We start from the raw sequence: 24,764 nt of genomic DNA on the forward strand, positions 1-24,764 counted from the left end.
GCGAGCAGGTCCGACGGGGCGCCGCCTGGAGGCACCGATGACCACGACCTGGATCCGCAACCCGCTGGGCGTCTTCACCGCCGACGACGCCCCGGACGCCCCCGACGCACGAGGCGGGGTCGTGGTGGCCGACGGCGTGATCGCCGAGCTGGTCCCGGCCGGGGGCCGGCCGGCAGCCGAGGTGGACGCGACGTTCGACGCGTCCGGGCACGTCGTCACGCCCGGCCTGATCAACACGCACCACCACTTCTACCAGACCCTCACGCGCGCCTGGGGGCCGGTCGCGGACGCCGAGCTCTTCGGCTGGCTGACCCGCCTGTACCCGGTCTGGGCGCGCCTGGACCCGCGCGCCCACGAGCTCGCCACCAAGGTCGCGCTCACCGAGCTGCTGCTCTCGGGCTGCACCACCGCCGCCGACCACCACTACGTCTTCCCCGCGGGCCTGGACGACGCCGTCGACATCCAGGTCGCCGCCGTCCGCGAGCTCGGCATGCGGGCGACGCTGACCCGCGGCTCGATGAGCCTCGGCCAGGACGACGGCGGCCTGCCCCCGCAGTCGGTGGTGCAGGACCCCGACGTGATCCTCGCCGACTCCGAGCGGGTGATCGCCGCGTTCCACGAGCGGGGGCCCGGCGCGCAGGTCCAGATCGCCCTGGCGCCCTGCTCGCCGTTCTCGGTGACGCCCGAGACCATGCGCGACACGGCGGCGCTGGCCGAGCGGCACGACGTGCGCCTGCACACCCACCTCGCCGAGACGATCGACGAGGAGGACTTCCTGCGGGAACGGTTCGGCATGCGCACGGTGGACTACCTCGAGTCGGTGGGCTGGCTCACCGACCGCGCCTGGCTGGGCCACGGCATCCACTTCGACGATCGCGAGATCGAGCGCCTGGGGACGGCGGGCACGGGCGTGGCGCACTGCCCGACGTCGAACATGCGGCTCGCGTCCGGCATCGCGCGGGTGCTGGAGCTCGAGGACGCCGGCGCGCCCGTGGGCCTCGGCGTCGACGGGTCGGCGTCCAACGACGCGTCCACGATGATCCTCGAGGCCCGCCAGGCACTGTACCTCCAGCGCCTCAAGTACGGCGCGTCGGTGCCCGTGGCGCGCGCCCTCGGCTGGGCCACCCGCGGCTCGGCCCGCATCCTGGGCCGCGACGACCTCGGCGTGCTCGCCGTCGGCATGCAGGCCGACCTCGCCCTGTGGCGGCTCGACGAGCCGCGCTTCTCGGGCTCCCACGACCCGGTCGCGGCGCTCCTGCTGTGCGGCGCCGACCGGGCGGACCGCGTCATGGTGGGCGGCGAGTGGCGGGTCGTGGACGGCGCGGTGGTCGGCCTCGACCTGCCGGCCCTGCTCGCGGAGCACCGCGAGGCGGCCCGCCGGCTCGTCGCCGGCTGAGCGCAACGCCGGTCGAGCCTGTCGAGACCCGTCGCCCTGGCCTCGACAGGCTCGGCCGACGGCGAGCGCGGTCCGACCGATGTGGCCCAGGGGGTTGACACAGGTCACACTTCACGGTCGAATGGTGGAACTCTTCTTCCGTAGTGCGGAAGGCTCACAGCGTACAAGGAGGTCCGCTATGGCCAGGTCGACCGAACGCACGGTGTCCACCCCCGCCCGTCCCGAGGACGAGCGCCTGCCGGTCGCCGCCACCTTCGGGTACGGCTTCCAGCACGTGCTCACCATGTACGGCGGCATCATCGCCCCGCCGCTCATCGTCGGCGGCGCCGCGGGCCTGACGTCCACCGAGATCGGCACGCTCATCGCCGCCTCCCTCTTCATGGGCGGCCTCGCGACGATCCTGCAGACGGTCGGCATCCGGTTCTTCGGCTCGCAGCTCCCGCTCGTGCAGGGCGTCTCGTTCGCCGGCGTCTCGACGATGGTCGCCATCGTCGGGGGCGGCGGCGGGATCCCCGCCGTGCTCGGCGCCGTCCTGGTCGCGTCGGCGGTCGGCTTCCTCATCACCCCGTTCTTCGCCCAGATCATCCGGTTCTTCCCACCGGTGGTCACCGGCGTCGTCATCACGACGATCGGCCTGACCCTCATGCCCGTGGCGGCGAACTGGGCGATGGGCGGCAACGCCGAGGCGCCCGACTACGGCTCGGTGAGCAACATCGGCCTCGCCTTCCTCACGTTCGCGATCGTCATCCTGCTGTCGAAGGTGGGTTCCGGCGTCGTGTCGCGGCTGTCCATCCTCATCGCGATCGTCGCCGGCACCCTGATCGCCCTCGCGCTGGGGATGGCCGACTTCTCCGGCGTCGGCGAGGGCCCGGTCTTCGCCTTCCCCACGCCGTTCTCGTTCGGCGCCCCGACCTTCGAGGTCGCCGCGATCGTCTCGATGCTCATCGTCATCCTCGTCACGCTCACGGAGACGACGGCGGACATCATCGCCGTCGGTGAGATCGTCGGCACCAAGGTGGACCGCAAGCGCATCGCGAACGGCCTGCGCGCGGACATGGCCTCGTCGGTCGTGTCGCCGATCTTCGGCTCGTTCACGCAGTCCGCGTTCGCGCAGAACGTGGGCCTGGTGGCGATCACGGGCGTGAAGTCGCGCTTCGTGGTCTCCGCGGGCGGCGTCATCCTCGTCGTGCTCGGCCTGCTGCCCGTGCTGGGCCGGGTCGTGGCCGCGGTGCCGACGCCGGTGCTCGGCGGCGCGGGCGTGGTGCTCTTCGGCTCGGTCGCGGCGTCCGGCATCCGCACCCTGTCGAAGGTCGACTACGCCAACTCGATGAACCTCGTCATCGTCGCGGCGTCGATCTCGTTCGGCATGATCCCGATCGCCAAGCCCGACTTCTACGACCAGTTCCCCACGTGGTTCGGCACCATCTTCCACTCGGGCATCAGCTCGGCCGCCCTCATGGCGATCCTGCTGAACATCCTGTTCAACCACATCAAGGCGGGCACCCCCGAGGACCCGTCGGTCTTCGTCAGGGGCACGGCGAGCAAGGCCGTCGACGACGACCAGCTCGCGGACCTCGCCGACGACGACGTGATCAACCACTCGGTCCGTCGGTCGCCGGCGCACGCGGCCGACCCGGCGCACGCGGCCGACCCGGCCGCCGGGCCGCGACCCGACCCGGCCGCCGGACCGCGACCCGACCCGGCCGCCGGACCGCGACCCGACACGGCCGGCTCCGGGCAGACCCGGTGAACCGCGGGCGTGGCGGACCGTCGGCGTACCCTTGAGCCGATGTCCGCCACGCCCCTGCCGGCGCCGCGCCCGTCACCGGGCCCGGTGCCCGGCGACACGACCGGCCCCGCGTCCGAGCCGCTCCCGCTCGTCGTCCGCACCACCCGGCTGGACGCCTTGCCCGGCGGGCTCACCGCCCTCGTCGACCTCCTGCCCGACACCCGGCCGCTGAGCTGGGTGCGGCGCGGCGACGGCATCGTCGGCTGGGGCGAGGCGCTGCGCTTCGACACCTTCGGCCCCGGCCGCTTCGCCGACGCGGAGGCCGCCTGGCAGGCCACCCTCGCGCGGGCGGTCGTCCACGACGACGTCCGGCTGCCCGGCACCGGCCCGGTCGCGTTCGGCACGTTCGCGTTCGACGACGCCGGCCCGGGTGACGACGACACCGAGGACGGCCCCGCGCGCCCGGACGGGTCGCTGGTGGTGCCTCGCGTGCTGGTCGGTCGGCGGGGGGACGTCGCGTGGATGACCACCGTCTCCGTCACCGGGGCCCTCGACGCCGTCCCTGGGGCGGAGGCCCTCCGGGACACTCGGGGCGCTCCCGTCGTCCCGCCCGGCCGCGTCACCACCACCGACGGCTCGGTCGCCGCGGAGGACTGGCCCGCCGTCGTGCGCGAGGGCGTCGCCCGCATCCAGGCGGGCGAGCTCGAGAAGGTCGTGCTGGCGCGCGAGGTCGTGGCGACCGCCGAGCGCCCCGTCGACCCGCGCTGGCTGCTGCGCCGGCTGGCCGACCGCTACCAGGCCTGCTGGACGTTCTCCGTCGCCGGGATGGTCGGCGCCACCCCCGAGCTGCTGGTCCGCAGCGAGAAGGGCCTGGTCACCTCGCGCGTGCTCGCGGGCACCATCCGCCGTGAGCCGGGGATGTCCGACGACGACGCGCTGCTGCACGCGGCCCAGCTCGCGCGGTCGTCGAAGGACCTCGAGGAGCACGAGTACGCCGTGCGCTCCGTGGCGGCCGCGCTCGAGCCGTTCTGCACCTCGATGAACGTGCCGGACTCGCCGTTCGTGCTGCACCTGCCGAACGTCATGCACCTGGCGTCCGACGTCACGGGGGTCCTCGACCGGGTCGCGGGTCCCGGGGGCGACGGACGGCCCGGCCGGGCGCCGTCCTCCCTCACCCTGGCCGCCGCGCTGCACCCGTCGGCCGCGGTCTGCGGCACCCCGACCGTCACGGCCCGCGACCTCATCCGCGAGATCGAGGGCATGGACCGGTCCCGCTACGCCGGCCCGGTGGGCTGGGTGGGCGCCGACGGCGACGGCGAGTGGGGCATCGCGCTGCGCTCCGCCGAGCTGTCCGAGGCCGACCCTCGGCACGTACGGCTCTTCGCCGGGTGCGGCATCGTCGCCGCCTCCGACCCGGAGGCCGAGCTCGCGGAGTCCGAGGCCAAGCTCGAGCCGATGCGCTGGGCCCTCCGCGACGACTGACCCCCGTTCTCACGCCGAACAGTTCTCACGCCGAACAGGCGGTCGCTCCCGCTCTCCCCCCGATCCGGGACGCATAGCGCGAGCAACCGCCTGTTCGGCACCTGAGGGAGCCGTCAGTCCTCCCAGACCTGCTCGCGGAAGTCCGACCACACCTGGACGTCGGACGTCGCGCCCATGAGCCCGATCCGGGCGTCCGTCAGGCCCAGCAGCATCTCGACGAGCGACGCGCCGCTCGCGAGCTTCTCGCCCAGCTCCGCGACGTCGTCCCCACCCGGGAGGTTCGCGTGGATGGAAGAGATGTACATCTGCGCGTTGCCCTCCATCGACACGTAGTCGGCATCGGTGACGGTGCCCCCGAGCTTCCCGTCGTTGTCGGCGTACGTCTTGAGCCAGAACCCGGGGACCTTCACCTCGTCCACCGAGATCTTCAGCGCGTCGCGGCGCGGGCCGTCGGTCGTGACCGGCACGTTCACGACGCCGACCCCGTTGATGCCCGTGAGCGGGAGCTGCAGGTCGCGCGTCTCGAGCTCGCCGTCGAGCGAGAAGACGTTCGCGTCCTCCGGCGTGCCGCAGTCGCCCGGCAGCGCGACGTTGATGTCGTAACCGCCGCCGAACGTGATCCGCGCGCAGGGGCCGAGCTCGACCTCCGCAGCGTCCTGGACGGTCTGCTGTGCCTCCTCGTCCGGCGCGGGCTCGTCGTCCGACGCCGGCTTCCTGCCGTCGGCGCCCGCGCCCTTGCCCTTGCTCTGGTTGCCGGCGTCCACGGCTTCGCCGCCCGGCTCGGCGGCGCCGTCGCCCGGGCCGCCCATGCCGGCTGCGCCGTCGTCCCCGCTCCCCGCGGCGTCGTCGCCCGTGCCGCCGGTCTCGCCACCGGCTCCGGCGTCACCGGTCGCGGACGGCGAGGGACTGGGGGTCGCCGCCGCCTCGTCGCCGTCGCCGCAGATCCACTCGAGCCACCCGAGCGGGTCCCAGCAGTCGGCCGCCGCGCCCACCTGTGCCGGCGCGGCGCCGGCCGCCTCGGTCGCCGTCGCGGACGTCCCCCCGATCGCGAGCACCGCCACCGCCGCCATGACCGCGACGTGCCGCCCGCCGTGCGCCGGCTCGTGGTCGAACGGCAGGAGCTCGTCGGCGCACACCTCCTCCTCGCCGTCCGGCGCGGGATCGACCGGCGCCGCGGCGGAGGGCGCCGCCGACTCGGCGGGGACGGCGACCTGCGGCAGCCACGAGACCGCGAGGATGCCGCCTACGACACCGAGGACCATCCCGACCCCGAACCCGCCGAGGTTCACGCCGAGCAGGGAGTAGACGGAGATCGCGAGGGTGATGACGCCGTAGAAGACGCGGACCTGCGGCTGCGCCATGACGAGGACGCCGAGGGCGACGAGCACCACCGGCAGCAGCGTGGACTGCATCCCCTCGATGCCGAGCTGGATCTCGAACCCGTCGAGGCGCAGCCTGCCGGAGAACCACAGCACGACACCGGCCAGGGCCGTGAGGATGCCGCCCCAGAAGGGGCGGCCGCGGCGCCAGGCGGCGAACCGCTCACGGCGGCCGGGTGCCTCGTCGATGGCGTTCTCGTCGTTCACGTGGGTTCCCCCGGGCCGCTCAGAAGCACTCGGTGCCGTCGGAGATCTGCAGGTGCAGGTCGGTGAGCTGGAACACCGCCGCGGACGTGCTCGACGAGACCTGCTTGAGGCCCTGGATGTCGATCGAGTCGGAGTCCATCGCGAAGTCGCCCTCGTCGCCGTGGGCCTTGGTGTTGACCGTGGACGCGTCGACGCCGATGCGGATGTCGCCGAAGGTGGCGGTGCCGCGCAGGTCGCTCATGGCGATCTGCAGGTCGGTGGCCTTGACCGGGTTCTTCGGGTCGGTGCCCGCCGAGATCAGCAGCCCGAGCGGCAGGCCGGGGACCTTCACCGACTGGCACAGGTTGTGCAGCGTCGCGTCCTTGATGTTGGCGATGGCGACGGGGTGCTCCTTGCCGTTCACGTCCTTCGCCTCGCCGGCGTACTGCGAGAACCCGGTCCCCTCGAGGGAGTCGGCTGCGATCTTGAACTGCTGCCCCGAGATCGCCATCGACACCGGCACGGCCCCCTGGGCGACACCGCCCATCAGGATCCCGAGCACCGCGACGGTCGGGACCGCGGCGAGCACGGCACGGCCACGGCGCGTGCGGGTGAGTGCGCTGAGCTTCATTTCCCCTCCACAGACGAACGGGCGACCGCTGTGTCGCCGACGCCTGGCGACGGTACGCCGTTTACTGAGGCACCGTCAATAGCGTTGGTTGCCCCGGGCCCACCCGCCCGCGACGACCCGTGCGCACCGCCGCGGACCCGCCCGGGAGACCGGCCAGGGCGCCCTATGCTCGGCACATGGCCAGAGCGCGGCGCACCCGCATGAGCCCCGACGACCGTCGCCAGCAGCTCGTCGCGCTCGGCGTCGCCGCGCTGGCAGACCGGCCCCTCGAGGCCGTCACCGTCGAGGACCTCGCCGCGCAGGCCGGGGTCTCCCCCGGCCTGGTCCACTACTACTTCGGCAACCGCCAAGGGCTGCACTCCGCCATCGTGCGGACCGCCCGGGACGCGATGCTGCACGCCACCGAGCCGCGCCCGGAGCTGCCGCCGCGCGAGCGCCTCCGCGACACCCTCGACCGGTTCGTCGACTTCGTGCGCGACCACGACGCGACCTTCTACTCCCTGGTCCGCGGCGCAGCGAGCGGGGACGACGAGGTGCGTGCCACCGTGCAGCACGCACGCGACGTCCTCGCCGGCCACCTGCGCGACGCCTTCCAGGAGATCGGTGTGGCGCAGAGCCCGCTGCTCGAGGTCGCGCTGCACGCGTGGATCTCGTTCGCCGAGCAGGCGCTCGTCGAGGCAGCCACCGACCCGGACGTCGCGCCCGCCGAGCTCGCCGACTTCCTCGAGCGCAGCGCCCTCGGCGTCGTCGCGGCGCTGCACCCGGCGGCAGCATCGGCATCGGCGCCGGAGCGTGCGTCGGCATCGGCGCCGGAGCGTGCGTCGGCACCGACGCCGCCCGTCGTCGGCTGACCAGGCCCCGTCGACCCGAGCCCGTCGCCCCGGCCCCCTTCGACCCGGCCCCCGCCGACCCGTGCCCGCCGACCCGTGCCCGCCGGGCACGACGACGCCCCGCGGGCGAGACGGGAGGGGGATGTCTCGGCCGCGGGGCCGTCGGCGCGGCGGGGGGAGCCGCGCCACCGCACGGCGACGTGCGGGGATGGTGCCGAGGGCGCGAGGGGACGCGCGCCCTCGGCGGTCTGGGTCAGCTGCCGCTGCCGCCACCCTGGAGCAGGTCCTCGAGCCAGCCCGGGATGTTGTCCGGCAACGTGGGGTCGGAACCCTGGGACCCGTCGTCCGAGCCGTCCTGGCCCTGCTGGTCCTGCTGGTCCTGGCCCTGCTGGTCCTCGCCCTGCTGGTCCTCGCCCTGCCCGGTCGACGCCGTCTCCTCGCGGACCGCGAGCGTGACGTCGACGGTGCTGGTCGCGCCGTCCCGCACATAGGTGAGCGTGACCTGCTGGTCCGCCTCCTTCTCGCGCACGTGGGCCGTGAGCGACTCCGCCCCGTTGACCGGGTCGTCGTCGATAGCGACGATGACGTCGCCCGCCTGGAGGCCCGCCTCGGCGGCCGGGGAGCCGGCGGTGACCTCCGCGACCTGCGCGCCGCGGCGGGTGACGCCGTCCGCGGTCGCGGTCCCGTCCGTCATCGAGACGCCGAGGAACGCGTGCTCCGCCGTGCCGTCCGCGATGAGCTGGTCGGCGACGTTCGCCGCGAGGTTCACCGGGATGGCGAACCCCAGGCCGATCGAGCCCGACTGGCTGCCGCTCATGCCGCCCGACATCGTGGCGATCGACGACGTGATGCCGATGACCTGACCCTGGGAGTTGAACAGCGGGCCGCCCGAGTTGCCCGGGTTGACCGCGGCGTCGATCTGGATCGCGTTGGTCACGCTCGCGGTGCTGCCGTCCTCCCCCGACGCCGAGACCGGCCGGTCGACGGCCGACACGATGCCGGTGGTGGCGGTGTTGGCGAGGCCGAGCGGGTTGCCGACGGCGAGCACCGGGTCACCCACGACGACGTCGTCCGAGCTGCCGAACGCCGCCGGCTGGAGGTCGTCCGGCGGGTCCTGGATCTGGACCACGGCGAGGTCCGTCGTCGGGTCGGTGCCGACGATGGTCGCCTCGTACAGCCGGCCGTCGGCCAGGGAGACCTGGACGGTGTCGTTCTCCGCCCCCGAGACCACGTGGTTGTTGGTGAGCACGTGACCCTGGTCGTCGTAGATGACGCCCGAGCCCTCGGCGTTCGACGTCTGGATCGCGACGACGGACGGCGCCACGGCGTCCGTCACCGCCTGCCAGTCCGGGTTCTCCGCGGTCGAGCTCGACACCGGCGCCTCGTCCGCCGCACGCGACGTGCCGACGTCGGCGAGCGACGACGACGGGTCGGAGTCGTCGAAGGCGCCGGTCGCGGCTGCCGTGCCGAGGCTCGCGAGCACCGCCGCCGCGACGGCGGCGGACGTGACGGGCAGCCACACGGAGCGCTGCTTGCCCGTGCGGGTGCTCGTCCCGCCGGCCGGGGAACCCTGCGTGGCCGGCTGGCCCGGCGCTCCGTGGCCCTGGCCGGTGGCGTAGGGGTCGCCCGGCGCCTGCTGCCCGTGCTTGGCCTGCTGCGGCTGATGCCCCTGCGGCGCGCCGTAGGGGCTCTGCCCATACTGGCCCTGGCCGTACGGCTGGCCCTGCTGCCCGTACGCGGAGCCGGGGGCGACCGCGCCGTACCGCGGCTGGTGGGGGGCCTGCTGCTGCGGCGGCTGGGGCGGCGTCGGGAGCTGCTGCGTCGGCTGCTCCTGCGGCTGCGCCGCCCGGTCAGCGTCCTGGCGCATCGGGATCCGCTGCGTCGGCTGCTCGCCGGGCGAGCCGCCCGCCGGACGGTCGGTCGCCGGACCGTCGGTCGCCGGACGCTCGGTCGCCGGACGCTCGGTCGCGGCCGAGCCCGGTGCCTCGGCACGCTCCGGGGCGTTCTCGGCATGCTGGTCGTGGGGTCGGTCGGCGCCCGACGGCTGCTGCGGTGCGCCCGTGTTGTCGGTGCTCATGGTGGCCTCCTCGAAGTGTGCCTCCACCACACCACCCCACCCTGGTGCGGTCCTTGGCTCAACCTGTGAAGTTGCTGCAAACGTCCGTGTCGGGCCCGGGCGGCGCCGTCAGGCCGCTCGTTCGGCGGCCTCGCGTGCGGCCGCGGCGACCCGGGCCGCGAGGTCGCGGGTCTCGGCGAGCCGGTCGTCCCGCGGCACGCGCACCTCGATCACCTGGACGCCGCGGGTCGGCGCCTGCAGCGCGTGCCGCAGGGAGCCGACGTCGAGCACGAGCTGATGGTCGACGCCGTACCCCGCGCACAGCTGGGCGAGGTTCGCGCCGTGCGGCGTGCCGAAGACCCGCTCGAACGTGGCGTGCCCCGCCGGTGAGGAAGCCGCCAGCTCGCCGTGCTCGAGGGTGGCGAAGATGGATCCCCCGTCGTCGTTGACGACGACGACCTCGAGGTCGACGGCCGGCTCGTGCGGGCCGCGCAGCAGCCCGCCGACGTCGTGCAGGAACGTGAGGTCTCCGACGAGCGCGCGGGTGCGGCGCCCCTGCCGCGCGGCGGCGTGGGCGACGCCGAGCGCGGTCGAGACCGTGCCGTCGATGCCGGCCAGCCCGCGGTTGGCGACGACGTCGGGCAGGTCGCCGGCCTGCGGGTGGTCGAGGCCGAGCACCAGGTCGAGGTCGCGCACCGGGTTGGACGAGCCGACGACGAGCACGTCGTTCGGCCCCAGCACGGAGGCGACGGCGCGGGCGACGGCGAGCGCCGCGTGCGGCGCGGTCAGCAGGCCGTCGGCCACCGCGGCGTCGCTCGTCGCGCCGTCGACGACGCCCGCCGCGCCGTGGCCCGCCGCGCGCCAGCGGGCGAGGAACCGGCCGGCCGCGCGGACGTCGGCCGCGTCGTCGCCGTGCCCCGCGGGCGCGGACCAGCGCTCGGCCAGGGCCGGAACGACGCGCTCGGCGTTGCGGGCCGCGTCGGGCCACGGGCCGCCGCCGGGCGCGACGACGGTCACCGCGACGTCCGGCCTCCCGAGCAGCCGCTGCACGGGCCGCGAGAGCGTCGGGCGGCCGAAGACGACGACCTGCTCGACGTCGCGCGTCAGCTCCTCGAGCGCCAGCACCGAGCGGTAGGCGGCGACGGCGTTCGGCCCCCCGCACGCGCGGGACGACGGCTCGGCGAGCAGCGGCCGGCCCTGCGCCTCGGCGACGGCCCGCGCCGCGGGGCCCGCGCCGTCGCCCGCCACGACGAGCGTGCACGCCGGGTCGCCGTACAGCGCGGGGTCGGCGCCCGGGGCGGCGGCGGGCGGCACGACGACCGTGCGCCGGAACCCCTCCGGCCAGACGCCCTCGCTGGTTGAGCTTGTCGAAACCGGGGTTTCGACAGGCTCAACCAGCGGCGCCGCCGGGTGCAGCGGGTCACGGAACGCGAGGTTGACGTGCACCGGGCCGGGGTGGGAGCCGCGCAGGCCGAGGGCCGCGGCGTGCGCCCTCGCGAGGGTCCCGAGGAGGTCGCGCACCTCGCCCTCGCGCCCGTCGGGGGCGGGGACGTCGACGGCGTACCGCACGGCCGAGCCGAAGATCCCCACCTGGTCGGTGGTCTGGGAGGCGCCGGTGCCGCGCAGCTCGTGCGGGCGGTCGGCGGTGAGAAGCACGAGCGGCACGCCGGCGTGGTGCGCCTCCAGGACGGCCGGGTGCAGGTTCGCCACGGCCGTGCCGGACGTCGTGACGACGGCTACCGGCCGCGGGAGCTCCACCTGCCCGTCGCCGTCGTCACCGCCCACGCCACGCACGAGGGGTTCGGCGCCCCGCGACAGGCCGAGCGCGAGGAAGCCCGCCGACCGCTCGTCGACCCGCACGTGCAGGGTGAGCAGCCCCCGGTCCGCGGCCTCCGCCAGCGCGTACGCGAGGGGGGCGGAGCGGGATCCCGGCGCCAGCACGACGTCGCGCACCCCCTGGAGCGCGAGGTCGGTCACCGCGGCGCGCGCCGCGGCGAGCGCCGGCGGCAGCGCTCTCATGCCGGCACCCCGTCGCGGGCCTGCAGTTCGGCGAGGCGGGCGTACCGGGCGAGCCAGCGGTCGCGGGTGGCGTCGTCGGCGGCCGCGGCGGCGCACGCGGCGGGATCGGGCTCCGGGCGCCTGACGGCGATCGCGCCGTCGGTCGGGAGCAGGGGCTCGGCGACGACGTCGCGGGTCAGCAGCTGGGCCGTGGCGAGTCCGCAGGCGTACGGCAGGTCCGGCAGGGCGGCGGCGAGCGCGACCCCCGCCGCCAGCCCCACCGACGACTCGAGCGCCGACGAGACGACGACCGGCAGCCCCACCTGCTCGGCGAGGTCCAGGCAGGCGCGCACGCCGCCGAGCGGCTGCACCTTGAGCACGACGACGTCCGCGGCGTCCTCCCGCACCACCCGCAGCGGGTCGGCGGCGCGCCGGATCGACTCGTCGGCGGCGACGGGCACGCTCACGGCCAGCCGGCGCCGCACCGCGGCGAGCTCCGGCACGGAGGCGCACGGCTGCTCGACGTACTCCAGCCCGCGCGCCTCCGCGTCGAGCGCCGGGATGCGGGCGAGCGCCTCGTCGAGCGTCCACCCGCCGTTGGCGTCCACCCGGATCGCGCCTGCCCCCGGTCCGTACAGCTCGTCGAACGCGGACCGGACGGCGGCCACGCGCACGGCCTCCGCGGCCAGCGGTTCGACCTCGCCCGGCCGACCGCCGGGCACGGACGGCCCGCGCTGGGCCACCTTGACCTTCGCCGTGCGGCAGCCGCCCGACGCGAGCACGATCTCGCGCGCCCGCCGGGGCCCGACGGCGGGCACCGTGACGTTGACCGGCACGCGGTCGCGCACGGGCGCCGGGAACCCGAGGTCGGCGGCCTCGCGCGCCGCCCGCAGCCACGTCGCCGACTCGATGTCGTCGTAGTCCCAGAACGGGGACAGCTCGCCCCAGCCGGCCTCGCCACGCAGGAGGACTCCGTCGCGCACGTCCAGGTTGCGGAACCGGGTGCGCAGCGGCGTCGACCAGACCACGGGCGGGAGCAGGTCGGGAGTCGGCACGACCTCAGCCTAAGTGAGCGGCGCCGACGGCCGCCCGGCCGCGGCGCGCGCGAGGCCGCTCGGCCGAGTCGGGCCCGCGCGGGGCCCTCAGTCGGTGCCGCCATCGCCTGAGGCTGCGGTTCCGCTGCCTGCACCTTCGCCTCAGTCGGTGAAATCGACCAGCTCGGGCTCGAACGCGAGGGCGCTCGGCGCCGGGCGGCCGCCGATGCGCTGGGCGTCGCGGCGGACCGTCTCGGCGTCGTACACGAAGATCTCGTGCGCGACGTCCGCCGGGTCCACCACGTCGTCCTCGGGTGCTGACGTGCTCATGGGTTCATCGTGCGCCCGGGCGGCCCCGCGCCCCGGGAGCCCGCCGGGCGTGCCGCGCCGTGGTCACCGAGGCGTCGTCAGCGGACCATCGGCACCAGACCGCCGTCAGCGGCGGCGCGCAGGACGTCGACGACCTCGGCGACGACGGCGCCGTGCACCCGCGCCACCCCCATGACGACGCCCCACGCGGCGGGCCGGGCCGACGCCGCGGACAGCGCGTCGGCGGGCACGCCTCGCCCGCGCAGCCCGGCCACCGCGTGGGCCTCGGCCGCGGCGTCCGGCATCCGCACGACGAGGTGCAGCCCGGCGGCCACGCCCTCGACCGTGAGACGCGGGGCCGCCCGGCCGAGGGCGTCGAGGAGCACCTGGCGCCGGCGCTTGTACGCGAGGCGGGTCCGTCGCAGGTGGCGCGCATACGCGCCCGTGGCGATCAGCCTGGCGAACGCGGCCTGCTCCGGCACCGAGCAGCCGAGGTCGGCGCGGCGCTTGGCGTCCACGAGGGCCGCGCGCAGACCGGGCGGTGCGACGACCCATCCCAGGCGCAGCGCCGGGGACAGCAGCTTGGACACCGAGCCCATCAGGGCCACGCGCTGCGGGTCGAGGCCCCGCAGGGCACCGACGGGCTGCCGGTCGTACCGCAGCTCGGCGTCGTAGTCGTCCTCCAGCAGCAGCCGGTCGCCGTCCCGCGCCCACGCGACCAGGTCGCGACGCCGGTCCGGGGCCAGGACGACGCCGAGGGGGTACTGGTGCGCGGGCGTCACCAGGGCCGCGTCGGCCGTCGGCAGCTCGGAGGTCCGGATCCCCGCGTCGTCGACCGGCACCGGCACCACGTCGAGCCCGGCGCCCCGCAGCTGTTCGAGAGCGCCGGCAGAGGCCGGGTCCTCGACGACGACGCGACGTGCACCGGCACCGGCACCGGCACCGGCGAGCACCCCGCCGACCAGGGCCAACCCCTGCGCGACGCCGCTGACGACCACGACGTCGTCGGCCGACACGGGTGCGGCACGCGTGGTCCGCAGGTGCGCGGCGAGCGCCTCGCGCAACGCGAGCAGGCCCTGCGGGTCCGGGTAGCCGAGGTCCGCGTCGGGCAGGTCGCGCATTGCTTCGCGCACGGCCCGGGCCCACGCCGCCCGGGGGAAGAGCGCCGGATCGGGGGTGCCCACGCTGGCAGGGCGCACCACGACCGGGCCGGCGGCGTCCTCCCCGCCCGCGGGCCGCGCGACGTCCGCGACGACGACGCTCGACCGCGGCCGGCTCACGAGCACCCCCTCCCCCACGAGCTCGTCCACCGCCGACGACACCGTCCCGCGGGCGAGACTCAGCCCGGACGCCGTCGTCCGCGCCGACGGCAGCACGACGCCGTGGTCCAGTCGCCCCGACCGGATCGCCTCGCGCAGGCCGTCACGCAGCCAGGCGCCGACGTCGACCGAGGGCCGGGGACCCAGGACGAGGAGCAGGTCGTCCGGCTGCAGTCGCCTCATCTGGCACAGTGAACCAGCAACGAACTGGCCCTGCTCATCAAGCCAGGGTCGCCGTAGCGTCGTCGGCATGCCCCACCCTCCGACCAGCGGCGCCGACGTCGCCCGCCGCCCGTCGGCGGCGTCCGCCCGCACGCCCGGTTCGACGGCCGTCGCCTACGTCTGGTGCGCCCTCGCGATGTCGGTCGTCGGGTCGTCGTTCGTGGCCTCCGCGGCGCTCTCCGACTACCCGGTGTTCGGGGGCCAGGCCGTCCGGTACGCCGTCGCGGCGCTCTGCCTGCTCGCCGTCCTGCGGTGGCGGCGGGTGCCGTTCGTGCTGCCGAGCCCACGCCAGGCCGGCCGGCTGACCGCCCTCGCCGCGACCGGCCTGACCGGGTTCAGCGCGTTCGTCGTGCTCGCCACCCGGCACGCCGACCCGTCCCTCATCGGCGCCGTCGTGGGGGCCACGCCCGTCGTCCTGGCCGTGACCCAGGCCGTGCGCGAGCGCCGGCTGGCGGCCCGCACGCTCGCCGCGGCCGTCGTGGTGACGCTCGGCGTCGCCGTCGTGGAGGGGCTCGGTTCCGCCGACCCGCTGGGGCTGGCCCTGGCCGTCGGCGCCCTCGCGTGCGAGGCCGCGTTCTCGCTGCTCGCCGTGCCGCTCCTGCCGACGCTCGGCCCGCTGCGCGTGTCCGCCTACGCCTGCTGCGCGGCCGTCCCGCAGCTGGTGGCGCTCGGCCTGCTGGCGCCGGGTCCGTTCCTCGCCGTCCCCGAGGCCGGCGAGCTCGTGGCCCTGGCCTACCTCTCCGTCGTCCTCACGGCGGTCGCGTTCCTGCTCTGGTACGGCGGGCTCGCCCGCCTCGGAGCTGCCCGGGCCGGGCTGTTCGCCGGGCTGATGCCCGTGGCGGCCCTCGCGACGTCGCTCGCCCTCGGCGCCGAGACCGCGACGCCGCAGGCCGTCGTCGGGTCGATCGTCGTCGCCTCCGGGCTCGCGATCGGCCTGGCGCCCGGGCCGTCCCGGCGTCGCCGGGACGAACTAGGGTGACGGCGTGAGCAGCGCTTCCCTCCCCCGCCCGGTGTCCGCGACGTTCGACCCCGCCCGCTGGCGCGAGGTCTCCGGCTTCGAGGCCCTCACGGACGTCACCTACCACCGGGGGGTCGAGCGCGACGACGCGGGCGTCGTGGTGCGCGACCTGGCCGTGGTCCGCGTCGCCTTCGACCGCCCCGAGGTGCGCAACGCGTTCCGCCCGCACACGGTCGACGAGCTGTACCGGGTGCTCGACCACGCCCGCATGACGTCCGACGTCGGCACCGTGCTCCTCACCGGCAACGGCCCCTCGCCCAAGGACGGCGGGTGGGCGTTCTGCTCGGGCGGCGACCAGCGCATCCGCGGCCGGTCCGGCTACCAGTACACGACCGCCGAGGACGGCGGCGGCGAGGATCACGGCCCGGACGCCGTCGACCCCGCCCGCGCCGGGCGGCTGCACATCCTCGAGGTGCAGCGGCTGATCCGCACGATGCCGAAGGTCGTGATCGCCGTCGTCGACGGCTGGGCGGCGGGGGGCGGGCACTCGCTGCACGTCGTGGCGGACCTGTCGATCGCGTGCCGCGAGCACGGGCGGTTCAAGCAGACCGACGCGGACGTCGGGTCGTTCGACGGCGGCTACGGCTCCGCGTACCTCGCCCGGCAGGTCGGCCAGAAGCGCGCCCGGGAGATCTTCTTCCTCGCCCGCGAGTACTCCGCCGACGACGCCGAGCGCTGGGGCGGCGTCAACGAGGTCGCGGAGCACGACGACCTCGAGGGGCTCGCGATCGAGTACGCGCGGACCATCGCGGGCAAGTCGCCGCAGGCGGTGCGGATGCTGAAGTTCGCGTTCAACCTCGCCGACGACGGGCTGATGGGGCAGCAGGTCTTCGCCGGCGAGGCGACCCGCCTGGCGTACCTGACCGACGAGGCCGTCGAGGGCCGCGACGCGTTCCTCGCCAAGCGCGACCCCGACTGGTCCCGCTTCCCGTACGCCTTCTGACCTCCTGCCCTGCGGGCTACGCTCCGAGAATGCCCCCGCGGTTCCGTCGCCCCGAGCCGATGGCGACGTTCGAGCTGGTCCCCGACGACGAGCGCGACGACGCGCCCTGGTCGGCGGACCGCGACGAGGCCGGGGCCGACCGCCCCACCCTCCGCTCGCGCGCGGTGCAGCGCTGGGGCGGGCTGTCCCGGAAGGGCCGAGCGGTCGTCGCGGCCGGGACCGCCGTCGTCGTGCTGGGTGCCGCGGCCGCCGTGGCGGCGCCGCCCCTGCTCGACGCCCGGGGCGAGCGGCTGCGCGCGGAGGCGGTGCGGGGCCTGCCCGGCGCGGTCGGCAACCTGTCCGAGCCACTCACCGAGACCTGGGAGCTCCCGGCCGGCGACGGCGTCGTGGCGACGTTCCCCGGCGGCCTCCTGCTCACGACCGAGGGCACGGACGCGGTGGCCGTCGACGCCGCCGACGGCGGCGAGGTCTGGCGGCGAGACCTCGGGCCGTTCCCGACGTGCGGCCCGCAGACCTTCTTCCCGCACGAGCAGCTCCGGCCCGCCGACGTGGCCGTCTGCCTCACCGGCGAGGCGGACGACCGCACGGTCGCCGTGCTGGACGCGGACGGCGCCGTCGTCGGCGAACGACCGATGCCCGCCGCGCGGAACGACCCGTTCGACGAGCCGACCGACGGGGCCGACGCCGACGCACCGGTGGTGGTGCCCGCCGCCGCGGGCGCGATCGCGGTGGTCGAGGGCGTGACCGGCGCCACCGCCGCCTGGCCGGGCGACGACGTGCCCGCCGCGGACACGCTGCGGGCCCTGCGCGCCGACGGCTGGGTGGACCCGACGCTGCGCCTCGAGGACGCGCTCACCGGCGAGGTGCGGGGCGAGGCCACGCTGCCCCTGAGGGCGGAGGACCTGCAGGACTGCGGGTATATGGAGGACGGCGTCGGCGAGCCCACGCTGATGACCACCCCCTCGGTCTACGCGTCCCCGTCGTTCACAGCGCTGTCGGTGTGCAGCGCCTCGGCCGTCCTCGCCCCCGACGGGACGAGCCTGCATCTCGACCTGGACGCGGACGGCGCCTGGCCGCAGCCCCTCCCCGGCGGAGGCGTGGTCGTCGCGGGCGAGACGAGCACCGTGCTCGACGACGACGGATCGGTCGTCGCGACCGTGCCGGGCTGGTTGATCCCGCCGACCGTCGACGACGACCCGCACGGCACGTATCTCGTGCTCACCGGCTTCGGCGAGGGCGAGCAGGGGCTGCGGCTCACGTCGGTCGAGCGGGACGGCGACGAGGAGTGGAGCGCCGCCACCGGGGAGTTCTCCGGCGTGCTGGCGCGGGTGGCGGGCACGGTCGTGGTGCAGGACGACACGCGGCTGGTCGGCCTCGACGCGGCCACCGGAGAAGAGCGGTGGGTCCGCGACGACGTCCTCGACCGGTCGGCCGACGGCTCGGACGCGTGGGTCGCCGGAGCCGTCACGGACGGCACCCGGCTGCTGCTCGGTGTCACGGGCGGCGAGGGGTACCGACTGATCGCCGTCGACGCCCGGGACGGTGCCACCACGTGGGAACGGCCGGGCGAGGGCTACCTCGAAGGGCTGGAGTCGGTCGGCGGGCACCCGGTGACCTTCAGCGGCACCGTGCAGGGTCTCGGCTGACGGCCGAGCCGGCCGAGCCCGTCGGACCCGGTTTCGACAAGCTCAACCTGCGGGACACGCCGGTCGAGCCCGTCGAGACCCGGTTTCGACAAGCTCAACCTGCGGGTCACGTCGGTCGAGCGGCGTCAGGACGTCGACCAGCTCCCGGAGCCGCGGGGCACGAGCTCGATCCAGGTGCTGCCGGGGTCCAGCTCGACGGGCTCGCCGCCGCGGGTCAGCTCGACCGGCGACGCGAGGTCCTTCTTCGACCACCGCACGCCGACGGTCTTCCCGCCGGAGGCCAGCACGCCCTTGCCGGAGCCGACCAGCTTGGTCTCGGGCACCGGCGCGCCGGACGGGTCCTTGAAGCTGGTGTTCACGACCTTGGCCGACAGCACCAGCACGTTGGTCGCGGCCAGCCGGTCCCCCGACGTGGAGACGGACTCGGTGGACCCGTCGCTGCGCCGCCACTCGCCGCCGTCGCCCGACCAGTCCCACACGGTGGTCTGCGCGGGCGAGAGCTCGACCTCGAGCGTGCCGGCAGCCTTTCCCTCGGCGCTCGCCGTGCCCTGACCGGCCTTGCCCGCGTACGCGAACTGGGCGGGCGGGGGCACCGTGCGCTCGTCGTCGGCCTGGTCGAGGAACGCGTGCATGTCGCCGATCACGTCGTGCGGGGCGGAGCGGTCCGGGTCGCGGCTGAAGCCGGCGTCGCCCCGGTCCATGATCACCGACTGGATGCCGGCGTCCTCGACCGCCTCGATGAACGGCGGCTGCGCGCCGGAGTAGGCGAGGATCCCGCCGAGCGGGGCGACGATCGCGGGGTCCATCGGCCGCACCGACCGCACGGGCTCGACGGTGTCCGGGATCGCCGAGTGGTAGACGGCGACGAAGCGGGTGATGCCGCCCTCGACGACCTCCTCCCACACCATGTCGGCTTCCTCGAGGCCGGTCAGCGGCCGCGCCTCGCGCGCGTTCTCGACCTTTACCGCGAGCGCCGGGCGCTGCGCGACCTTCTCGGCCCGCACCCCGGTGAGGGGCCACGTCGGCGGGCCCGCGGGGCTCGGCGGGCCGCTCTTGTCCACGGTGGCGCCGGGCGTGACCGCCGGCCCCGGGTCGCCGCCCGACGTGCACGCGGCCAGCGCCAGCACGACGAGCGCGGCGGCCGCGGCGGACCGGGTGCGGAACGGGGTCGTGCGGGTCATCGCGCCTCCGTGGGTGATCCTGGTCACGTGCGAGCCCACCCTACGACGGGGTGCTCAGCGCAGCCGCCAGTCCCCGTCCCCGCGTGGCACGAGCTCGACCCACAGGTTGCCGGGGTCCAGCCGCACGGGGTCCCCCTGCCGGGTCTTCAGCTTGACCGGCTTGCCCTTGCCGGACTTCGACCAGAACACCTGGATCACCCGGCCGCCCGACAGCAGGGCCCCCTTCCCCTTGCCGACCATGACGGTCTTCGGCACGGGCGCGCCGCTGGGGTCGCGGAAGCTCGTGTTCTCCACCGCGACCGACATCAGCAGCACGTTGCGCGCCCTGACCCGCTCGCCGGACGAGAACGACGACGAGCCGCCGTCGCTGCGGGCGTACTTCTTCGCCTTGGCCTGCCACGACCAGACCGTCTGCTGGAACGCGCTGAGCCGCACGTCGGCGACCTTCACCTTGCGGCCCTGGGCGGCCGTCCCGTCGCCGACCTTGCGGGCGTACGCGAACTGCGCCTTCGGCGGCTCCGTCCGGCTCTTGTTCGCCTGCGCGGTGAAGGTCCGCACGTTGCCGTAGACGTTGTGGGGCGCGAGCCGGTCGCCGCTGCGCCGGAACCCGGCGTCCCCGCGGTCCATGTACACGGACTGGACGCCGGCCTCGCCCACGTCCTCGATGAACGGCGGCTGCCCGCCCGAGTACGCGAGGATCCCGTGCATGGGCGCCACGATCGCCGGGTCCATCGGGCGCACCGAGCGGACCGGCCCCACCGTGGTGGGCTGCTTCGAGTGGTAGACGGCCACGAAGCGGGAGATGCCGCCCTCCACGACCTGCTCCCACACGATGTCGGCCCGCTCCAGCCCCTGGTGCGGGCGCGCCTCCGGGGCGTTCTCGATCTTCACGGCGACGGCCGGGCGTTTCGGCACCTTCTTGGTCCCGGTCTTCCCACCGGTCAGCGGCCACACGACCGGCGCCGGCCTGGGCTTCGGCTTCGGTTCGGGCTTCGGCTCGGGCTTCGGCGGCGCGGCCTTGGGCGCCGCGGAGTCGGGCGCGACGGTGACGGTCGGCGCCTGGTCGTCGCCCGCGCCGCAGCCCGCGGTCGCGAGCAGCGCGAGCGCCACTCCCACGGCGACGACGGCGCGCGACCGGCGGGCCCCGGGGGCCCCCGGGTCGGCGTGCGGTCCGGGCATCAGGTCCTCCTCGACGACGCTCACTACGTACCTCCCCACGCGATGGCGCGTGCCGTGCCGGCGCCTGCAGGGCCGCGCACGGCCGGTCTCGGCGGGCGAGGAGCGCCCACCATACGAGGCGGGACGCCCGGGACCCAACCCGCCGTCCGCCAGCCTCCCCGGCAGCGTGCCTACCCTGGGCCGGTGCAGCCCGTCCAGCCCCCGCCCGTCCCCGGACCGGCCGTGCCGGCGTCGACCGCCGGTGAACCGACCGCCGGTGAACCGAGCACCGACACCCTGACCGCGGCCGTGCGCCGGGCGCTCGACGGCGGCCCCGCCGTCGTCCCGCTCCCCCGGGTCACGAGCACCCCGCTCCCCGACGGGACCGCGCTCCTGGTCCGCACGTCGGGCTCCACCGGAACCCCGCGGGAGGTCGCGCTGACGGCGCCGGCGCTGCGGGCGTCGGCCACGGCCACGCACGAGCGCCTCGGCGGCCCCGGCCGCTGGGTGCTCGCCCTGCCGCCGACGCACGTGGCCGGGCTGCAGGTGGTGGTGCGCTCCGTGCTGGCCGGGACGCCGCTGACCGCAGCCGAACCGGGCGTGCGGTTCGCGCCCGAGACGTTCGCCGACCTGCTCGACGCCGCGCTGCGCGACGCCGGCGACGACCCCGTCTACGCGTCGCTGGTCCCCACCCAGGTGCACCGGCTCGTGGCCGCGGCCGCGGGGGGCGCGCCGCGCGGCCTGCGCGCCCTGGCCCGGTGCGCCGGAGTGCTGCTCGGTGGCGCTGCGACGCCGCCGCTCCTGCTGCGGCAGGCGCGCGAGGCCGGGGTGCGCGTCATCACGACGTACGGCATGTCGGAGACGGCCGGCGGCTGCGTGTACGACGGCGTCCCGCTCCGCGACGTCCGGGTCCGCCTCGCCTCCCCCGACGCGTCGGTCCCACGCGACGACGCGTCGGTCCCACGCCACGGTCAGGCGCCCCGCGGGTCCGACAGCTCCGGGGCGGTGGGCGTGATCGAGCTCGCCGGCCCGACGCTGGCCGCGGGCTACGTGGGCGACGACGCCGCCACGGCGGCCGCGTTCCGCACCGGCCCGGGCACCGGCGAGCGGTGGTTCCGCACCAGCGACCTCGGGCGCGTCGACCCGGACGGCACGCTGCACGTGCTCGGGCGGGCGGACGACGTCGTCGTCACCGGCGGGGAGAACGTCGCCCCGGCGCCGGTGGAGGCGCTGCTGGGCGAGCTCCTCGGCGGCGAGGCGTGCGTCGTCGGCGTGCCCGACCCGGAGTGGGGGCAGGCGCTGGTCGCCGTCGTCACGGCGTCCGCAACGAGCGTGCTGGCTCTCTCCTCGAACCCGAGCCATGAGGATCACGTCAGCACGCACGATGACGAGTCGCGGCTCAGGGCCGTCAGCGACGCCGAGCTGGCGCGGGTGCGGGCCGCGGTGACGACTAGGCTGGGCGGGCCGTCCGCGCCCCGCCGCGTGTACCGGGCCGCCGCGCTCCCCGTGCGCGGCCCCGGCAAGGTGGACCGCGGCGGCGTCGTCGACCTCGTCCGCGAGCACGAGGCGCACGCCTGATCCCTGCTCGCACCCCCGGCCGTCCGGCCGCCCGGCTCCGCCAGGGCGGGCCTGGCACCGGGCACGACCACCGACGGAGGACCCTTGGCCACGACGAGCGAGTGGGTCGCCGGATCCCGCCCCCGGACGCTGCCCGCGGCGGCGGCGCCCGTCCTGATCGGGTCCGGCGCGGCCGCCCAGGTCGACGCGTTCGCGTGGCTGCCGGCCGTGCTCGCGCTCGGCGTCGCGCTCGCGCTGCAGATCGGCGTCAACTACGCGAACGACTACTCCGACGGGGTGCGCGGCACGGACGTCGACCGCGTGGGCCCGATGCGGCTCACCGCGTCGGGCGCCGCGCGCCCGGGACAGGTCAAGTGGGCGGCGTTCGGCTCCTTCGGCGTCGCGGGCGTGCTGGGGCTCGCGCTGTGCGCCCTCAGCGGCCACTGGTGGCTGCTGGCCGTCGGCGCGGCGTGCGTGCTCGCCGCCTGGTTCTACACCGGCGGCCGGCGGCCCTACGGGTACGCCGGGCTCGGCGAGGTCGGCGTCTTCGTCTTCTTCGGGCTGGTCGCGACGCTCGGCACCACGTACACGCAGGCCGACCGGGTCACGTGGCCGTCGGTGCTCGGTGCCGTGGGCGTGGGGCTGATCGCCTGCGGGCTGCTCATGGTCAACAACGTCCGCGACATCCCGACCGACGTCGTCGCGGGCAAGCGGACGCTCGCCGTGCGGATGGGCGACCACCGGGCCCGGCGCGCGTACGCGGCGTGCATCCTGCTGCCCGTCGTGCTCGGGATGGTCTGCGCGGCATGGTCGCCGTGGGCGATGCTCGTCACGGTGCTGCTGCTGCCGGCCGTGCTGCTGGTCGTCCCCGTGATCGCTGGGGCGCAGGGGCGGCTGCTGGTGCCCGTCCTCGCCGGCACGGGGATGTTCGAGCTCGCCTACGGCGTCCTGCTCGGGCTCGGCCTGGCGCTCTGACGGCGCGGGCTCAGCCCGCGGGCTCGTCCCCTCGCCGTCCTGAGCCTGCGTCGTCCTGGGCCTGTCGAAGGGTCGAGGGGTCGGTGTCTCCCGAATCCGCGTCGACGACGGAGTCCTCGAAGTCGGTGTCCTCGTCCCGCACCACCCGGGGCTGCGCGCGGCGACGCGCGTCGCGCTCCGCGAGCCACCGGGCGGCGGAGTCACGCGGCCTGCTCAGCGCCAGGTACGAGACGGCGAAGGCGACGACGGCCGCCACCAGGACGAGCAGCCAGCTGCGCAGGCCGAGCAGGTAGCCCGCGCCGAGCGCGGCGGCGAACAGCAGGATCCGCCAGAGGGTGTAGAGCACGAGGGGCACCCCTCCAGGGTAGGCGGGATTCCGGGGCGACCCGGCCACGGCCCGACGACCCCGCCGTGACATGAGCGACCCGCCACCGAACTAGGCTGGAGCCATGTTCGTCCGTGTGGTCCTGCCGCTCCTCGTGCTGGGGCTCGCCCTCTACGCCCTCCTCGACCTCGCCGGGTCCAAGGAGGAGGACCGCGGCGGGCTGCCGCGCTGGCTGTGGGTGGTCATCATCGTGCTGCTGCCGGTGTTCGGCGCGGTGGCGTGGATCGTCGTGAAGCAGGCGAGCCGGCGCACCCCGGGCGGCGGGCCGTCGGGCCGCGGCCCGCGCACCGGTCCCGGCCGCGGGCCGCGCCGCCCGTCGGGTCCCGTCGCCCCGGACGACGACCCGGACTTCCTGTGGAAGCTCGACCAGGAGAAGCGCCGCCGCGAGCGCGACGCCGGCCGGGGCCCGGCGCAGGACGACGGCGGCAACGGCAACGGCGGCTGACGGCACGACCCCGCCCCGTTCCCGTTGTGAGCATGAATATGGCCCTGTTCCGTCGCCGGAACCGGGCCATATTCATGCTCACAACGAGGGGGGCGGTCAGCCGCCGGCGGTGTCGGTGGTGAGGCCCGAGTACGAGTGCTTGCCGTTGAAGATGAGGTTCACGCCCGTGAAGTTGAACAGCACGCACGCGTAGCCGACGACGACGAACCACGCCGCCCGCCGGCCGTCCCAGCCGCGCGTCGTGCGGGCGTGCAGGTATGCCGCGTACACGACCCACACGACGAAGCTCCAGACCTCCTTGGGGTCCCAGCCCCAGTAGCGGCCCCAGGCGTGCTCGGCCCAGATCGCGCCGCCGATGAGCGTGAATGTCCACAGCACGAAGGCCACGGAGTTGAGCCGGAAGGACAGCGTCTCCAGCGAGATCGGGGTGGGCACGCGATCGAGCCAGCGGAAGCCGGGGCGCAGCAGGTACGGCGACCCGGAGTCCCGGCTGTCGCGCAGCAGCTGGAGCACCGAGGACACGAAGGCGACGGTGAAGATGCCCGTCGCGCTGATCGCCACGCCCACGTGGATGACCAGCCAGTAGTTCTGCAGCGCCGGCTGCACGCCGGTCGCGGCCACGTAGAACACGTTGAGCCCAAGGACGAGGAACAGCACCGCGAGCCCGGTGACGAACGGCCCGAGGAACCGCGCGTCGCGACGCAGGTTCAGGCCGAGGAAGACCGCGAGGGCCACGAACGTGCCCACCAGGGTGAACTCGTACATGTTCGCCCACGGGGTCCGGCCCGCAGCCACGCCGCGCAGCACGATGGCGACCAGCAGCAGGGCGGTGCCCAGCCACGTCGTGGACATCGCGATGCCGGCCGCCCGGCGCCGCGCGGGCGG

The 24,764-nt window shown here is 75.6% G+C and carries 21 protein-coding genes; 10 read left to right on the plus strand and 11 right to left on the minus strand.

What is annotated here, in order from left to right:
- Positions 1–37: 37 nt before the first annotated feature.
- The 3 genes from ABD254_RS05270 to ABD254_RS05280 all read left to right on the plus strand — a co-directional run bounded on the left by ABD254_RS05270 (position 38) and on the right by ABD254_RS05280 (position 4,607).
- Positions 38–1,396 carry an 8-oxoguanine deaminase gene (locus tag ABD254_RS05270; RefSeq protein ID WP_344246328.1) on the plus strand — a complete coding sequence of 453 codons (1,359 nt, stop codon included), beginning with the start codon at positions 38–40 and terminating at the stop codon, positions 1,394–1,396.
- Positions 1,397–1,574: 178 nt separating this feature from the next.
- Positions 1,575–3,146 carry a nucleobase:cation symporter-2 family protein gene (locus tag ABD254_RS05275; protein WP_344246330.1) on the plus strand — a complete coding sequence of 524 codons (1,572 nt, stop codon included), beginning with the start codon at positions 1,575–1,577 and terminating at the stop codon, positions 3,144–3,146.
- A gap of 39 nt (positions 3,147–3,185) precedes the next feature.
- Positions 3,186–4,607, plus strand: coding sequence for an isochorismate synthase (locus ABD254_RS05280; protein WP_344246331.1), 1,422 nt, complete (start codon positions 3,186–3,188; stop codon positions 4,605–4,607).
- Positions 4,608–4,720: 113 nt separating this feature from the next.
- Here ABD254_RS05280 and ABD254_RS05285 read toward each other — a convergent pair whose 3' ends face one another.
- Positions 4,721–6,193, minus strand: coding sequence for a DUF6114 domain-containing protein (locus ABD254_RS05285; protein WP_344246333.1), 1,473 nt, complete (start codon positions 6,191–6,193; stop codon positions 4,721–4,723).
- Positions 6,194–6,212: 19 nt separating this feature from the next.
- Complete coding sequence (locus ABD254_RS05290; RefSeq protein ID WP_344246335.1) at positions 6,213–6,803, minus strand: DUF6230 family protein; 591 nt, start codon at positions 6,801–6,803, stop codon at positions 6,213–6,215.
- Positions 6,804–6,979: 176 nt separating this feature from the next.
- On the opposite strand from ABD254_RS05290, the gene ABD254_RS05295 reads away from it, so the two are divergent.
- Positions 6,980–7,654, plus strand: a complete 675-nt coding sequence (locus ABD254_RS05295) for a TetR/AcrR family transcriptional regulator (RefSeq protein WP_344246337.1) — start codon at positions 6,980–6,982, stop codon at positions 7,652–7,654.
- Between the two features lie 232 nt (positions 7,655–7,886).
- Here the strand turns inward: ABD254_RS05295 and ABD254_RS05300 are convergent, their stop codons facing one another.
- From ABD254_RS05300 to pdxR, 5 genes are all read right to left on the minus strand, one after another.
- Positions 7,887–9,710: a trypsin-like peptidase domain-containing protein gene (locus ABD254_RS05300; protein WP_344246339.1), complete on the minus strand. Its 1,824-nt coding sequence runs from the start codon at positions 9,708–9,710 to the stop codon at positions 7,887–7,889.
- 108 nt (positions 9,711–9,818) lie between these two features.
- Positions 9,819–11,708: a 2-succinyl-5-enolpyruvyl-6-hydroxy-3-cyclohexene-1-carboxylic-acid synthase gene (gene menD / locus ABD254_RS05305; protein WP_344246341.1), complete on the minus strand. Its 1,890-nt coding sequence runs from the start codon at positions 11,706–11,708 to the stop codon at positions 9,819–9,821.
- Positions 11,705–12,742 (minus strand): o-succinylbenzoate synthase, encoded by a 1,038-nt coding sequence (locus ABD254_RS05310; protein WP_344246343.1) that lies wholly within the window; start codon positions 12,740–12,742, stop codon positions 11,705–11,707. Before ABD254_RS05310 ends, menD begins: the two co-directional genes overlap by 4 nt.
- A gap of 141 nt (positions 12,743–12,883) precedes the next feature.
- Positions 12,884–13,051 carry a hypothetical protein gene (locus ABD254_RS05315; protein WP_344246345.1) on the minus strand — a complete coding sequence of 56 codons (168 nt, stop codon included), beginning with the start codon at positions 13,049–13,051 and terminating at the stop codon, positions 12,884–12,886.
- Between the two features lie 77 nt (positions 13,052–13,128).
- On the minus strand, positions 13,129–14,532 hold the full coding sequence (gene pdxR / locus ABD254_RS05320) for a MocR-like pyridoxine biosynthesis transcription factor PdxR (protein ID WP_344246347.1): 1,404 nt from the start codon (positions 14,530–14,532) through the stop codon (positions 13,129–13,131).
- A gap of 67 nt (positions 14,533–14,599) precedes the next feature.
- Here pdxR and ABD254_RS05325 point away from each other — a divergent pair, with 67 nt between their 5' ends.
- From ABD254_RS05325 to ABD254_RS05335, 3 genes are read left to right on the plus strand one after another with little or no spacing between them, the layout of a single operon-like run.
- Positions 14,600–15,550 (plus strand): DMT family transporter, encoded by a 951-nt coding sequence (locus ABD254_RS05325; RefSeq protein ID WP_344246349.1) that lies wholly within the window; start codon positions 14,600–14,602, stop codon positions 15,548–15,550.
- 4 nt (positions 15,551–15,554) lie between these two features.
- A complete protein-coding gene (locus tag ABD254_RS05330; protein ID WP_344246351.1) occupies positions 15,555–16,532 on the plus strand; it encodes a 1,4-dihydroxy-2-naphthoyl-CoA synthase in 978 nt (325 codons plus the stop codon).
- A gap of 29 nt (positions 16,533–16,561) precedes the next feature.
- A complete protein-coding gene (locus ABD254_RS05335) occupies positions 16,562–18,178 on the plus strand; it encodes an outer membrane protein assembly factor BamB family protein (RefSeq protein WP_344246353.1) in 1,617 nt (538 codons plus the stop codon).
- Between the two features lie 125 nt (positions 18,179–18,303).
- Here the strand turns inward: ABD254_RS05335 and ABD254_RS05340 are convergent, their stop codons facing one another.
- A complete protein-coding gene (locus ABD254_RS05340; RefSeq protein ID WP_344246355.1) occupies positions 18,304–19,359 on the minus strand; it encodes a DUF3048 domain-containing protein in 1,056 nt (351 codons plus the stop codon).
- Positions 19,360–19,413: 54 nt separating this feature from the next.
- A complete protein-coding gene (locus ABD254_RS05345) occupies positions 19,414–20,538 on the minus strand; it encodes a DUF3048 domain-containing protein (RefSeq protein ID WP_344246357.1) in 1,125 nt (374 codons plus the stop codon).
- Between the two features lie 183 nt (positions 20,539–20,721).
- Between ABD254_RS05345 and ABD254_RS05350 the strand changes: the two genes are divergently transcribed.
- Both ABD254_RS05350 and ABD254_RS05355 read left to right on the plus strand, forming a co-directional pair.
- On the plus strand, positions 20,722–22,095 hold the full coding sequence (locus ABD254_RS05350; RefSeq protein WP_344246359.1) for an AMP-binding protein: 1,374 nt from the start codon (positions 20,722–20,724) through the stop codon (positions 22,093–22,095).
- Between the two features lie 84 nt (positions 22,096–22,179).
- The gene (locus tag ABD254_RS05355; protein ID WP_344246361.1) at positions 22,180–23,049 is read left to right on the plus strand and encodes a 1,4-dihydroxy-2-naphthoate polyprenyltransferase; all 870 of its coding nucleotides are present in this window, start codon (positions 22,180–22,182) and stop codon (positions 23,047–23,049) included.
- Positions 23,050–23,059: 10 nt separating this feature from the next.
- On the opposite strand, the gene ABD254_RS05360 is transcribed toward ABD254_RS05355, so the two are convergent.
- Positions 23,060–23,404, minus strand: a complete 345-nt coding sequence (locus tag ABD254_RS05360; RefSeq protein WP_344246363.1) for a DUF4229 domain-containing protein — start codon at positions 23,402–23,404, stop codon at positions 23,060–23,062.
- Between the two features lie 94 nt (positions 23,405–23,498).
- On the opposite strand from ABD254_RS05360, the gene ABD254_RS05365 reads away from it, so the two are divergent.
- On the plus strand, positions 23,499–23,879 hold the full coding sequence (locus ABD254_RS05365) for a PLD nuclease N-terminal domain-containing protein (protein ID WP_344246365.1): 381 nt from the start codon (positions 23,499–23,501) through the stop codon (positions 23,877–23,879).
- A gap of 96 nt (positions 23,880–23,975) precedes the next feature.
- Here the strand turns inward: ABD254_RS05365 and ccsB are convergent.
- The coding region (gene ccsB, locus ABD254_RS05370; RefSeq protein WP_344246367.1) for a c-type cytochrome biogenesis protein CcsB at positions 23,976–24,764 on the minus strand (789 nt) is incomplete at its 5' end.

Origin of the sequence: Isoptericola hypogeus (genome assembly GCF_039531145.1) — a bacterium.
Taxonomy (GTDB): Bacteria; Actinomycetota; Actinomycetes; order Actinomycetales; family Cellulomonadaceae; genus Isoptericola; species Isoptericola hypogeus.